Source organism: Pseudoalteromonas sp. OOF1S-7, assembly GCF_022347765.1.
GTDB lineage: Bacteria > Pseudomonadota > Gammaproteobacteria > Enterobacterales > Alteromonadaceae > Pseudoalteromonas.
Genome location: NZ_JAKRFZ010000004.1, coordinates 347,891 through 363,210 on the forward strand (window position 1 = coordinate 347,891; position 15,320 = coordinate 363,210).

Sequence of the window (15,320 nt, forward strand, 5' to 3'; positions counted from 1 at the left end):
GCAAAATTTTTACCTGGTTCTCACCGAGATTTTCTTACCTCAAAATTAGCTACTTAATGAAGCGACTTAGTATCAATTTCAAATCTGAGATAAAAAAATACCCCAGCAAAGCCGGGGTATTTTAACGGGTTATTTTCTATTTGGAAGTGTCACAGTTGTGACTCAACAGCATCAGCTCACGTAATGCCACTGAGAACTTCGCAAAGTCGTGACTCTGTGACGTCTTGAACTCAGCTAGCATTTGCTGCCAGCGCAGTAACAAGGTTGACTGATTTTCCATCCACTGGTTGATCAGTGAATCTACATCGTGGTCATCCCCTTCAAAGCTGTTCAAGACAACTTCAGACAGTGCACGTTGCTGCCAGTCCAGCTCTTCACGATAAGATGCACGTGCCAGCGCCTGCCAGTGGTTCGCTACAGGTTGTGCCGTGATCTGATCCAGGAACCAGTGCAGTCCCATGTTAGCGCCCAACTTGAAGTAAGTGTTAGACACTACATCAATAGCGCGGCCAGAATTCGCAGCTACTTCTGCCAGATCCATGACAGAGAACAAGCTAGACAGAGACACAATGCGCATCGCGATTTGCTCAGGTACACCCTGTGCAATCAATGCATCGGCTTTTTCTGCCAGGCGAGCCCCCTCTTCCTCAACCATGTAGTTGTTCAGGTTCTTACTCAAATCGGCAAAGGTTGGCGCAAAGAACGCAATGGTCTCTTCAATCGTCATGCCTTTGTTGCGATGACGCAGGAACCAACGCGTTGTACGACGAACAGTACGACGCAGTTGGTACAACATTTCAGTCTGAACCGCTGATGGAATATGGTTATCCAGTGCCGCAATTGACTGCCAGGTGTCCTTCATTTCAAAGATTTCGCTGGCAATTGAGTAACACAACGCAATCTCAGCTTCCGTTGCTCCTGTTTCTTCATGCATACGAACCATGAAGTTCAGACCCATGTCATTAACGATGTTATTGGCCAGTTTAGTCGCAATAATTTCTTTACGCAGTGGGTGGTTATCCATCGCCGCGTTAAAGCGCTCACGCAGTGGCACCGGGAATGAATTTACCAACAGCTGGCGATAATATGGGTTTTCTGAAATCTCATCGACAACCAGTGATTCTTTCAACACCATTTTAGAGTAAGAAACCAGTACAGAAAGCTCTGGACGAGTCAGATCTGAACCTGCCGCTGCACGCTCTGCTAACTCTTCATCGGTTGGTAGAAACTCAATGGTACGGTCCAGTTTGCCTTCTTTCTCCAGTGCATGGATAAAGCGGATCTTCTCTTTCAGTGTTGCCGGGCCCTTTGACTTAGTGATAGACAAAGTATGTGTTTGACGGTAACAGTCCGCCAGCACCAGTTCAGACACTTCGTCCGTCATGGCATACAGTAATTCATCACGCTGCTTCTTGGTCAGGTCACCTTCAGCTACCAAGCCATTTAGCAGGATCTTGATGTTTACCTCGTTATCTGAACACGCCACACCACCTACGTTATCAATGAAGTCGGTGTTAATGCGCCCGCCTTTCTCGGCAAACTCGATACGACCCAGTTGCGTTGCACCCAGGTTACCACCTTCACCAAATATTTTTGCACCCAGCTCTGAACCATCTATGCGTAAACCATCGTTCGCGCGGTCGCCTACGTCTGCATTGGATTCAGACTTAGCTTTAATGTAAGTGCCGATACCACCGTTCCACAGCAGGTCAGCTGGCATCTTAAGCAAGGCTTTAATTAACTCGTTAGGAGTCATGCTGGCTTTTTTGGTGCCCAGCATCTTCTTCATCTCAGCAGTCAGGTTAATTGACTTAGCAGCACGCGAGAATACACCACCGCCCTCAGAGATCAGCTCTTTGTTATAATCTTCCCAGCTTGAGCGTGGCAGATTAAACAAACGTTCGCGTTCTACATACGAACTTGCTGCATCCGGATTCGGGTCGATGAAAATGTGCATGTGGTTAAAGGCTGCCTGCAGGCGAATATGCTTAGACAGCAACATACCATTACCAAATACGTCACCACCCATGTCACCGATACCAACCGCTGTGAAGTCTGTGGTCTGACAGTCGATGTCCATTTCACGGAAATGACGTTTAACCGACTCCCACGCACCTTTCGCAGTGATACCCATTTTCTTATGGTCATAACCAATTGAACCACCTGAGGCAAATGCATCACCCAGCCAGAAGTTGTACTCATCCGCGATGCCATTCGCGATATCAGAGAAAGTTGCAGTGCCTTTATCGGCAGCAACCACCAGATACGGGTCATCTTCATCATGACGCACAACATCTACCGGTGGCACAATTTCACCGTGGACAATGTTGTCTGTGATGTCCAATAAACCACGAATAAACATCTTGTAGCACGCTTGTCCTTCTTTGAAGAAAGCTTCACGGTCACTTGGCAGTTGCTTACAAACGAATCCGCCTTTTGACCCAACCGGTACAATAACTGTATTCTTAACCTGCTGTGCCTTAACCAGGCCCAGAACCTCAGTACGGAAATCTTCACGGCGGTCAGACCAGCGCAAGCCACCACGAGCGACTTTACCGCCACGTAAATGCACACCTTCTACGCGCGGAGAGTAGACGAAGATCTCGTATGCCGGTAATGGCAAAGGCATGTCAGGGATCGCCCGAGGATTGACCTTGAATGAAACATAAGACTTGTTGCTGTCGTCCGCTTCTTTTTGATAGAAGTTAGTACGCAGTGTGGCATTGATCATATCAACGTACATGCGAATGATGCGATCGTCATCCAGGTTAGCAACATTTTCCAGTTCCAGATAGATCTTCTCAATCAGCTTGTCCAGCGTCTTCTGCGTCGCTTTCTTCGCAGGAGAGAATTTCTTCACAAACAGCTCGACGATTTGCGCTGCAATGTGCGGATAGTGCTCAAAGGTATTTTCGATATAAGATTGCGAGAATGTCACGCCAATCTGACGCATATATTTAGCGTATGCACGCAAAATAGACGCTTCACGACCCGTCATGCCTCCTAACAACACCATGCGGTTGAAGCCATCGCTTTCCAGACGGTTGTTCCACACATTAGTCAGTGCGGCGCGAAAACGTGCCGACACTTTATCGAAATCAGCAATGCCTTTGGAATCGATCATCATGGAGAAGTCCATGATCCAGTTTACCTGGCCGTCGCTGGTTTTGATTGCGTAAGGCGTTTCACCAATGACGCGCAGACCGAAATTTTCCAGCATCGGCATGACGTCTGACAAATGAATGGGAACATCTTTGTGGAACAGGCTCAGACGAACGATTTCGCTGTTTGCTTCTTCCTGAGGACGGTAAAAAAGCATTTCCAGCTTTTTCTCATCACTTAGTTGCTCAAGCTTTTCAATGTCTACCACCGCTGCACTCGGTAGAACCTGATCTTTATATGAGTGTGGGAATGCATTAGCATACTTACGGTTTAGCTCATTGCCACGGGATTCACCAGTGCTGCCAAGCAAGGCTGACTGTAGTTTATCTTCCCAAGTGCGTGCGGCTTCTGCCAGGTTATTTTCGATGTCTTTCACGTTGTACTTAATACTGTTGTCTGCCACACGCACGATGTAATGCGTTCTCGCCAGTGTGGACTCTGAGAAAAAGGTCGTAAACTCAACTTTTTCATTGGACTTAAATGCATCTGCCAATAACTTTTGAGTTTCACGACGTAGTGCCGTGTTATAGCGTTCACGTGGTACGTAAACCATACAAGAGAAGAAGCGCCCGTATACATCACGGCGAACGAACAGACGACACATGTCGCGTTCCTGAATTTGCAATACGCCAGTCGCAACTTCTAATAACTCGGCTTCACGGGCCTGTACCAACTCATCACGCGGATAGGTTTCCAGTAAATTCAATACTGCCTTATAAGCGTGGGTACCTTCTGCAAAATCACACTGCTCCATAATGCGCTGGATTTTGCTCTTGAGAACAGGCACATCGGCTGCACTATTGTTGTAGAAGCTTGATGAGAACAACCCAATGAAACGATCTTCGCCGATCACATTGCCCTGTTCGTCAAAGCGTTTGATGCCCACATAATCAATATAAGCCGGGCGATGAACACGAGACAGGGAGTTAGTCTTAGTTAATATCAGCAGGTTTTTGCTGCGTGCTTCTTTACGGGCAACTTCCGGTAGCTCTGACAGCAAACGACCGCCATCATGGCTGGAGTTTTTCATCAAACCCAGGCTTGTGTCTGGCACTGCGCGCAGTTCGTGGTCCCCTTGTACAGGCACCAAGTCATACTGACGATAACCCATAAAGGTGAAGTTATCTGAAGATAGCCACTCAAGGAACTCGACCGCTTCATCAACCTCAGCCTGAGTGCAATCATGGTGGCGTGTTGGGATCTCTTTGCTGACTGCAACCAGCTTGTCGCGGATTGGCTTCCAGTCTTCAACGGCCACAGACACGTCTTTCAATACTGATTCCAGTTCCTCGGTGAACTCTTTGATTGCCTTAGCGTCGGTCTGACGATCAATCTCTATGAAAAACACAGTCTTGGTCGACGATGATTCCTGATCTGCTTTTAAATTTGAAAGCGCAGTGATCTTGTTATTACTGTCGCGCTTGATTTTAAGCGGGCTATGTAACAGTAAGTGAGACACGATGTTTTTGCGGCTAAGTGCCATGCGCACCGAGTCAACCAAAAACGGCATGTCTTTGGCGATGATCTCTACGATCGTGTGAGAGGATTGCCAGCCATCTTTGGCTACTTCAGGGTTGAAAACGCGAATAACCGCATCGTCAGTGGCATTCTTTTCCAGAGAATTCCAAAGACTCAATGCGGCTCCGTATAAGTCACTGTCGTTACGATGTGCCAAGTCCTCTTTAGACATATTGCTGTACAAGGCTTTGGCAAAAGTTTCAACGAGCGACACGTTTTCGGCATGAACTTTTTTGTGGATCAGCTTGGTGACGTTATCCAGGATAACCGATGCTGGACCTTCATTTTGTGTCATTATGTGTTCCTTAATCTATACCACCTTTGAACGGTAGATTATTTGTACAGCCATTTATTAGCGTGGAGTCATGTGAATTTTAACCTTTCTGGCGCTAATAAAAAGCCTTTTCGACGAAAACATTATAGCCTTTTCAGCCGGTTGGTCAGATATTCACTAAATATAGATATAAATGGCCGAAACCGGCCATTTATAAGCACTTTTATTCACACTTTTTTTTCTGGTCTGTCCAGATTAAGGTTCCTATTGCAGGTAATAATAAAACGGCACCCAACATATTAACCAGGAACATGAAGGTTAACAATATCCCCATATCGACCTGGAATTTGAGTGCAGAGAAAATCCAGGTGCTAACACCGATGGCCAGGGTGATACCGGTAAACAGCACCGCACTACCGCGCTCGGCCAGCGCGTTACGATACGCATAGGCAAGCGGCACGCCTTGTTTCAACTGTGTCATCATAGAAGACAGAATATAGATGCCATAATCCACACCTATACCTACCCCCAGAGCAATTACTGGCAGGGTCGATACCGTCAGACCAATTTCCAGCTTCACCATCAATGCTTGTGCCAACGTTGAGACGATATACAGTGGCAATACAACAGCGATGGTGGCGCGCACACTTCTGAAACTAATCAGGCACAATACAATCACCGCGCCATAAACGTAAATCATCATCGGCAACTGCGCCGCCGATACCGACTCGTTAGTCGCCGCCATTACACCAATAGGGCCAGATGCCAGTTTAAACTGCACTTGATCGGTGCCCTCTTCCTCAGCAAACGCCTTAATTTGCGATACCACATTATCTATGGTTTGCGCCTTGTGATCGGCCATGAAGATAATAATCGGCATCACAGAACAGTCGCCATTCAACAAGCCGGTGCTGGTTTCAACCCGGGATGTGGCCTGAACCAGCGACGCGCTGTTACGCGGCAGCGTTTGCCACTTCAGGTTCCCTTCGTTGTATCCTGCATTCACCGATTGCGCCACGGAGCTTAACGAAACAGCAGACTGGACACCAGGCAAGTTCTCCACGCGCCACTGAAAACGACTGATCCTGTCCATCGTGTCATGCTCTGTACACGCAGCCGGATAGGCTTCAACCAACACTTTGAGGATATCCGAAGAAATAGCGTAACGGTCTGAGATCAGGAAAGTATCCTGATTATAACGGGCATCTTCGTGTAGCGCTGGTGCCCCTGCATGCAGATCACCAATTTGCATGTGTTGTGACTGCCAGTATCCCAGGCCAAACAAAACGGCACTGACCAGCAGGATAACCCGAGCGACACGCTTATCGGTGGTTTTCACCAAACTTTCTCGCATCGTGGTGAACAGCTTATGGCTGAATGAATTACCATCATCAACACGGTGAATTCTGCTGGAGTTGTAGTAAGAAGCCAGTACTGGCAACAAGATCAGGTTAGTGAAAATAATCACAGCAACACCCAAACTTGCCGTAATTGCCAGCTCGCGGATAATGCCGATATCTATCGCGAGTAATGTCAAAAAGCCTACCGTGTCGGATAGCAGTGCAATTCCACCCGGAATAAGCAAAGCTTTGAAGCTCGCTTCTGCCGCTACTTTACTGCTCACACCTTCTGCCACTTTCTTACCGATCGCATTGATCATCTGTACACCATGGCTCACACCAATGGCAAAGACCAAAAACGGTACCAGGATCGACATAGGATCTAAGCCAAAACCCAATACAGTGAGCAAGCCCATTTGCCAGACAACGGCAATCAGGGAGCACATGATGGGCAAGAGAGTCAGTTTGAAGCTCTTACAGAATAACCACACCATGATAAATGTGAATAAAATTGCTACCGCAAAAAACAGCACAACGCCTTTAGCGCCATCGGCAATATCACCAGCCATTTTGGCGAAACCAATGATATGAACAGACACCTTATCTGTACTCAGTGGTTCACGAATTTCACTTTCGAGCTTTTTAGCAAATGCCAGTGTATCCAGCTTTTCCTGCGTTTGCGGATCCGTTTCCATAAGCTGGGCTGTCACCATCGCACACGAATAATCACTGGCCACCATACGGCCCACAACTTTCGCCTTTTCAATGTTTTGCTTCACAACAGCCAAACCTGCTTCATCAGCCGTGAAATTTGCAGGGATAATAGGACCGCCGGCAAAGCCGTCTTCAACGACCTCCACAAACCGTGCGCTGGGAGCAAAAATTGAGTTAACCAGTGGGCGATTGACCCCCGGAATAAAATACAGCTGGTCGTGAACGGCTTTCAGCTGAGTAAAAAATTCAGGATTAAAAATATCCCCGTCGGCATCACACACAGAAATCAGGATGCTGTTTGCACCGCCAAACTGCTTTTCGTGCTTCAGGTAAACCTGCATATACTCATGATTTAGAGGAATGTTTTTGTTGAAAGAAGCATCAAGCTGGATCTGCGTCGCGCGAAAACCTAAAAACAGGGTTGCCACAATGAAGAACAAGATCATCGCGACACGATGTCTGAAAACGACGTAAACTAGTTGGTTTAACAATGACTGCATTAGTGTTTCGCCTCTACTATCTGGATCCCTTGTTCCGTTGCCAACACCAGGTTTCCTTCAAATAAAACGCCAGCCATAATGGATTTGCCATTTTTAAGCTGCTTACTGGACAAGCCTGCGTCATTTCGTGAATGTATAACACCACTGTTTGCAAACAAATACTGTTGATTATTAACGCTTAAAACGTGATTAATCGTGGCTGTTTTGTTAAGCGCCAGGCGCTGAAACTGAGATAAGTCCGAGTTGGAGACAAAAGCATTGCCGCGTAGCCCTGCTGCAATCACCCTGCCATCCGCTGTTTTATTAATTGAGAACAGAGACCCGGCATAAAATGCGGGTATCTTGCGCCAGCTCTTTCCGGCATCATCACTGATGGCGAACAACCCCATTTCACCGGCCAGCAGATATTGCGAGCCATCAATCAGCAGCGCATTGAAGTGAGGCAAAATAAACGCGGTTTCATCTTCATAAGCTGCCGGATCATCTTCTTTGAGTTCGGCAAGATAAGTGACGTCATCCGGGTGAACAAAGGCATCAATAAACCGCTTCGTCCATTTTTTCCCGCCGTCTGTGGTTTCATACATCATTCCGTAAGCACCAACAGCATAGCCGGTTTGTTCATCGGCAAAGGTAATATCAAGACAAGGTTTTTCAATATCTGGTAAATGTTGCTGGATCTGCCAGCTTTGACCACCGTCTTCGGTGTTCAGGATCGTTGCGTCGTGGCCACATGCCCAGCCTTTTTTTTCGCTGGCAAAGGTCACTGCGGTCAGTAAGCTTTGCACTGGCACTGTGGCTTGCTGCCAGCTTTTACCATCTTGGCTGGTTACTATGGTGCCATGCTTACCAACCGCAACCAGTTGCTGACCTGTGTAACTGATATCTGTCAATAGTGTACGCTGTGGGTGTGCCACCATTAATGCATCAGAAGCTGCGGCTACTGCATCACTTTGCATTGCCATCACTGCAATCGTGGTTGCGACTAACTTCTTAATCATGATGAATACTCGATAATTAGTGTGAGAGAGAATAGGAAGAGCAGGTTCAGGGGCCACCAAAGCAACCCCTGAGAAGTTGTGCTGTGCCGGTGTCAACCGGCCGCGGTGCTTATCGTCTACCCTCGCGACGTAAAGCGCTTTGTGTGAACTCATTGTCCTGGAAAGACTGGCTGAAATCATACATGCTTTCTTCGTTGTCCAGGCCAATAGCCAGGTAACGACGAGAGTTAAGATCATGATACACGTCCAGCGTACTCCAGTGGGTCGGTACTTCGTAGTAGTTCAGACCATGGGCCATCGCCACACGATACATCTGATCGCGGTTATCATATAAATCGGCAATGTGGATCTGCCAGCTGTCTTCATCAATATAGAATACACGCTTCTTATAGATGTGGCGGGTTCCCTCTTTCAGGTTTGCCTCAACAACCCAGACACGGTGCTTCTCATACCGAACATGCTCAGGGTTTACGTGACCGGCCATCAGAATATCGTCATACTTTAGCTTATCACTGTGCAGCTTGTAGCTGTTGTATGGGATGTACAGCTCCTGCTTGCCTTTTAACGTCCAGTCATAGCGGTTAGGTGAACCGTTAAACATATCGAAATCATCGGTAGTACGCAGGCTGTCCGATGCTGTTCCCGGTGCGTCATAAGCCACATTTGGTGCACGACGTACACGACGCTGGCCTGTGTTGTAAGTCCATGCCTGACGAGGAGTCAGGATCTGGTCCATGGTTTCGTGAACCAACAGAGCGGTACCTGCAAGACGTGCAGGTTCCGTTACCTTCTGTTTGAACTTGAACAACACGTTAGACTCTTTCAACTCAGCCGGTGTCGCATCTGGATCAGAATATTTTACCAACAGTTGTTCATCGAATCCGATGATATTGTATGACCCTGAAGCTGTAGGCATAGCCTGTCCGCCGAAACGCGCGATAGATAAACCACGATAACGCAACAGATGGTTCCAGATTGCTTCTAAACCGTTCTTAGGAATAGGGAAAGGAATACCAATGGCGGTGTCTTTGATACCGTTACCGTCTTCAATCAACTGTGCGGTAGCTGCATACTTTTTAGTTGCATCGTAAACAAACTGAGGATAGGCAGCACTACGCCGAGTTGGGTAGACGTGCATCTTAAAGGTATCCGGATACGTTTCAAACAAGGCAACTTGACCCGGGCTCAGTTTATCTTTGTGCTTGTCCAGATTGGTTTTATCAATCGTGAACAAAACTTTGTCATCTGCGTATGGGTCTGGGTGGTGCATACCCACTTCAAATCCCGCAGGTGGCTTAGTGATACCACCTGTCCACGCAGGAATACTACCGTCGGCATTACCCGCTTTTTCCGCGCCGATCGGCGTCAGGTCCGCGCCTAAGCGCGCAATTTCTTCTGGGGTCATTTTTGCAAATGCTCCCGGTGCTGCCATCATAGTTATAATTGTTGCAGCAAGCATAGTAGGTTTTCTAAACATATGGAAAGCCCTTAGATTGAATACTTGATATTAAATGAAACGAAGTCACGATCTGAGAATGTATTAGTCTTGCCACCACCCCAGAATGCGTTATAACCAAAGTCAAATGACCAGGCATTTTGATAATTAAAGTTCAGGGTCAGACCAACTGACTTACGATCTTCGACAAACAAGAACATAGGATCAGGTGTAATACCATTGACGTCGTGGGAGAACACGATGCGAGGTGACATATTCACGCCTGCAAACAGGTTGTTGTATTCACCCTTCGCAATTAAACGATAACCCCATGCTGATGCTGTTGGGAACGGGTTCACTTCAGGACCATTGGAAATTGCCATATGAAGCAAATCGTAGCTTTGACCGTTAACACCCTCAATGGTACCGCTTCGGCCAGTACCTGCTACGTTTAAACGTAGCTCATCGTAACTTGGCATGTCTTTGATGGTGACACCACCTACTTCACCGACCAATGCCCAGCTGTCTGCCCCCAGAGAAGGACCGAACAGGTGTGTGGCGGTAAACTGTAGCTGCATGGTGTCTTTCAGGACATAACCTTGTGCGATTTCACCCGGTTTTACATAAGCAACATCGTCGCCTTTACTCAACTGAGACAGACCTGCAACGTCAGTCCGAATGCCAGCTAAAGCCAGCTGTTCCAACATACCGGCATAAAGCAATTCTACGTCATCAATTTGCAGCGGCTCATCTTCGCGATAAGCAAATTCACCTGAGAAAGCCGTTTCGCCGATTGCGGTATTGAAGCTCAAGCCATACAGCTTGATATCTTCAGGGTATTCAATCAGACCTTGCGTAAATGCGTTGAGGTTAGTGAAGTTTTCGTCGTTAAGCGTGTTGTTCTGAATGTAGTTCAGATCGGCGGCAATGGCATCGCTGGTAAAGTTAGAGGCTTTACCTGAGATCAGCGGGCGACGCGCATGATAATTAATGTAATATAGCGCAAACTCAGTATCGTTAAGCTCCGGGGCAAACATGCCCAGGCGGATACCAAACTGACCACCATCTTGTGGCTCTTTCTTACCATTGTGGCCCTTGCCTTTCAAAGCCACCTTAGTCGGGTAAGCCAGATACATAGAAGTGAGCTGTGACACAGCCGCTTCGCTTTGTAATACATTTGGATCGGTCACATCAAGACCCTGAGCTGCTAAAGCGCCCATCCAGTTTGTATGAAGGTTATTCAGTGCTTCAGTCAGATGTGCCAGGTCAATATCTGGGTTCGCTGTAAAGCCGAGCTGGATATTTTGATTATAGCCATTCTCAGACGCGAAGTCGTTGGTTGAGAAGTAACTGCCTGATGCAGGAAGACGCGTTTCATGCCATTCGTACTGATAGAAAGCTTCAAGCGTTAGATTGTCTGTCAAACCCAGTGACGCCCAGAACATACCAACCGGGATAAAGGCTTCTTTGAGTTCAGCACCAGGTGCTTTCAGGCGATCGATATCAACGGGATTAACGTTAATACCATGGCTGATAAGCGTGCTCTCACCCCAGTTAACCACCTGACGACCTAGTCTCACTGACAACGGGTTCTTACCATCATTGATGTCAAAGTCTGCCCAGACGAAGGCATCTAGCAAACGAACATCGGAGCAAACCTGCTCTTTGGTGTTATCGTCTGCACAGGGGTCTACTTTTTGACCTGACACTGGGTTAGTGTATGCAAAATCACCGTCTTCCATTGCAAAGTCTTTGAAATACATGAAGCGAGAGAAAAAGCCGTAGTTGTCCTTCGTAATGCCAAGTTCATGCGTGCCTTTAAGCAACTGAGAGAAAGTGTCGCCTGAGTCAAAATTTAAATCGCCGGCGTCACCGTTATTCGAGTATGCACCCTGCTGTGACCAGACCTGAGAAGATGAGTAGATGGTGTTGCCCAGTGAGGCGTTGTAGCCAGTCCAGTTGTAACGTGGGTGATTACTTTTACCAATGTGATCAAAATCACGGTCTTCTACACGAATACTCTGACCGTAAGAAAACGTGGAATCAAAGGTCACATCAAAATCACCAACTTGGAACGTGGCGGCTTGCGCAGCAGTGCCAGCGACACCAAGACATGCAGCACTCAGGCCCAGCATTATCTTGTTCTTCACAAAGCGCGATGTTTTTATCATTATTTCTCCCCCCTTTGGCGGGTAATTCTTATCAAGTTATTGTTTTTTGTTGTCGTAACGATAGAAGCGATAGCTTTAAATTACAAATAATACGCGTCTGATCGGTGCATTTTTATCTCATTGGAGCGCATTTCACTCATGGTAAGACGTCCTACCAGAGTAGTTATAACACGTAATTTAAGTTTAAAACAAACCGATTTAACAAAAATAGTTTATGTCTCGCCGTATATTTGTCATCAAACTACTTTTTCCAACGCTACGAAGCGGTTATTTTCATCAAGCAATAAACGGAAGCGCCCACGAATCCCTAAACTAGAGACATGCCGTCTGATATGATAAGCGGGGAAACGGATCCGCTTCCCGCCATCTTCAACGACCTGAATAAACTCAACATGTCCGTGGTAATACGCCATACACAGTTCATAGCTCAAATCCATGTAAAAGTAATACTCTTGCATCTTGTGGATAAAAACCTTTACATATCAAGACTAAAGACACTGCTAGTTCAGCGCCTTGTCGATTTTTTCAAACAAATCATCACTCAGCTCGGGCAAGCGTGCTAGCTTCTCTAACTGCGCTTTCATCAGGCTCTGGCGAGTTTCATCAAAGCGTTTGAAAGACAGCAAAGGCGTGATAATCCGGGAAGCATTTTGCGGGTTGACCTGGTTCAATTCGGCTATCAGATCACCAAGCAAAGCGTAGCCACGGCCACCGCTGTGGTGGAAGTGGCGAGGGTTGCTACGAGTAAACGCACCGATGAGTGCCCGCACCCGGTTTGGATTGGCTTTGTCGAAACAGGGGTGGTTATATAGGGACAAGATGTTGTCAATACAGTTATCATCACCCCGGCTCGCTTGCAACGCAAACCACTTGTCCATCACCAGCAAATCAGACTGCCACTGTTTATCAAAATCATCCAGCAACAACTGGGTCAGCACGTGCTGAGCATTGACTGCGGCCCTGAGCGCCCCCAGTTTTAGCGTCATATTGTGGCTTTCACTTTGCGCCATGATCCAACCCTGGATCTGCGGATCTGACACTTGCGCCAGATAAAACAAGCATTTATTTTTCATCGTTCGAATTGCCACAGCCGTGGCGTCAAGACTGCCGTCATCCTCAAGCTGCGCATAGACTGCACACCAGGCTGACTTAAGTTGCTCGGCTATCTGATACTCTATTGTCGATATCGCCTGTTCCAGCTGTTCTACCGGAACTGGGGTGTAATCAGCGCTGAGTGCCTCAAAGCCTGGCACGGTAAATAGCTCTGCCAAAATCGACAGGTCCCCGCTCAAGTCGTCAAGCAACATACTTAGCGCCTGAGTCAAACGCTCCGGCAACTGATATTCGTTAAACGCCTGTGTATTCACCAGAGACTTAATTTCAGCTTTATAAAGCTGCTGAATGGCTTCCCAACGCGCGTAATCACTGCTGGCGAACTTGGCAATATGGAGCAATTGATGTTGCTGATAGTCATAATTCAATAAGCAAGGTGCCGAAAACCCTTCTAGCAATACGATCACAGGCTCATTTTCTAACCCAGAAAAGACAAAGCTTTGTTGTTTCTCGGTTAGCTCTATCACTTTACCCTGTTTAGCAATCGACTCGGGGGCCGGAATTACCAGCCCTTGCTTATCCAGTAATTCAATCGCAACCGGAATATGCAGTGGTGCCTCTATGGGATCATTTTCCGCGTGGCTTTGTGTCAGATGCAAAATAAATTCGCCCTGTTGCTCATCAAAACTCGTGCGTGCACTAATCTTAGGCGTACCAATTTGGTTGTACCAAAGCTTGAATTGAGTCAAGTCTTTGCCATTGGCATCACTCATCGCAGCAACAAAGTCATCACATGTAACCGCTTGGCCGTCATGACGTTCGAAATAAAGCTTCATCCCCTGCTGGAAACCCGCCTCACCCAGGATGGTATGCATCATACGGATCACTTCAGCGCCTTTGTTATACACAGTCACCGTATAGAAGTTATTCATTTCGATGACTTGCTGTGGCCGGATAGGATGTGCCATTGGCCCCGCGTCCTCAGCAAACTGATGGGTACGTACCGTATTCACTGCATCAATCCGGTTTAATGCGCGCGAGCCCAGATCACTACTGAACTCCTGATCACGGAATACAGTTAGGCCCTCTTTTAGGCTCAGCTGGAACCAATCCCGGCAGGTTACACGGTTGCCTGTCCAGTTATGGAAATACTCATGTCCGACAATTGATTCGATTACATGAAAATCTCTGTCAGTTGCTGTTTCCTGATTTGCCAACACACAGGCGCTGTTGAATACATTAAGGCCCTTGTTTTCCATTGCCCCCATGTTGAAAAAGTCGACCGCAACAATCATGTAAATATCAAGATCGTACTCCAGGTCAAACCGTTCTTCGTCCCACGCCATGGCCTTTTTCAAAGAAGTCATCGCATGAGGAGCTTTACTCAGGTTACCTTTATCGACGAATAGTTGCAGATCAACCAGCCGGCCAGAGCGGGTTTCAAATTTATCGGCCAGAACATCGAAGTCACCGGCTACCAGCGCAAATAAATACGATGGCTTTTTAAAGGGATCTTCCCAGCATACATAGTGGCGGCCATCAGCCAGTTCTCCACTGTCGACCTTGTTGCCATTAGACAGCAAGTAAGGCATGTCTTTAGGCCCCACTATCCTAACCTGGTAAGTCGTCAGTACGTCTGGCCTGTCAAGAAAATAGGTGATTTTTCGAAATCCTTCTGCCTCACACTGAGTACAGTAAGCACCATCTGACAGATACAGGCCTTCAAGAGACGTATTTGTGCCAGGTGATATGGTATTGACGATTTCAATTTCAGCGCGTGAACTTAGCCCACATAGTTCAAGACCGGTGTCGTGTAGTTTGTAATCTGAATGGCTTTGTCCATTTACTTTCACAGAGTTAAGTGTCAGATCAACGCCATTAAGCGTCACAGACGTTGCATCATCTTGCGCAATCAGGACAAAACGGGCGGTTACCTTAGTGTTTTGTGGATCCAGTTCAAACGTCAAGGAGAGGTTTTCAACTGCATGTGTAGGAGGCTGATAATCATGCAGGTATTTGGCCTGGGGTTTTGAGTTCATGACAATTCCTATTATCAAATTCATTTGCTGATGCCAGTGTCACACAACTGAACAAAATGAAAAAATGAGTACAAATCAATATCTTTATTGTAGAACGGCCCGCGCTAAGGGCAAAG

Annotated in this window: 7 protein-coding genes; all 7 read right to left on the reverse strand. The window is 47.0% G+C overall.

The genetic code is table 11. From position 1 onward, the window contains the following. Nucleotides 1-136 precede the first annotated feature (136 nt). The gene (locus MHN33_RS08830; protein ID WP_239397616.1) at nucleotides 137-4,975 is read right to left on the reverse strand and encodes an NAD-glutamate dehydrogenase; all 4,839 of its coding nucleotides are present in this window, start codon (nucleotides 4,973-4,975) and stop codon (nucleotides 137-139) included. A gap of 202 nt (nucleotides 4,976-5,177) precedes the next feature. Further along, the gene (locus MHN33_RS08835) at nucleotides 5,178-7,508 is read right to left on the reverse strand and encodes an MMPL family transporter (protein WP_239397617.1); all 2,331 of its coding nucleotides are present in this window, start codon (nucleotides 7,506-7,508) and stop codon (nucleotides 5,178-5,180) included. Continuing rightward, entirely contained in the window at nucleotides 7,508-8,506 is a 999-nt protein-coding gene (locus tag MHN33_RS08840) for a YCF48-related protein (protein WP_239397618.1), read from the reverse strand. Before MHN33_RS08840 ends, MHN33_RS08835 begins: the two co-directional genes overlap by 1 nt. 109 nt (nucleotides 8,507-8,615) lie before the next feature. Next, on the reverse strand, nucleotides 8,616-9,983 hold the full coding sequence (locus MHN33_RS08845) for a DUF1329 domain-containing protein (protein ID WP_239397619.1): 1,368 nt from the start codon (nucleotides 9,981-9,983) through the stop codon (nucleotides 8,616-8,618). Nucleotides 9,984-9,994: 11 nt separating this feature from the next. Continuing rightward, nucleotides 9,995-12,112 carry a DUF1302 domain-containing protein gene (locus tag MHN33_RS08850; RefSeq protein WP_239397620.1) on the reverse strand — a complete coding sequence of 706 codons (2,118 nt, stop codon included), beginning with the start codon at nucleotides 12,110-12,112 and terminating at the stop codon, nucleotides 9,995-9,997. A 236-nt stretch (nucleotides 12,113-12,348) separates the two neighbouring features. Next, nucleotides 12,349-12,570 (reverse strand): DUF2835 family protein, encoded by a 222-nt coding sequence (locus MHN33_RS08855; protein ID WP_239397621.1) that lies wholly within the window; start codon nucleotides 12,568-12,570, stop codon nucleotides 12,349-12,351. Nucleotides 12,571-12,612: 42 nt separating this feature from the next. Then, a complete protein-coding gene (gene pepN, locus MHN33_RS08860) occupies nucleotides 12,613-15,204 on the reverse strand; it encodes an aminopeptidase N (protein WP_239397622.1) in 2,592 nt (863 codons plus the stop codon). Between the last annotated feature and the right edge of the window lie 116 nt (nucleotides 15,205-15,320).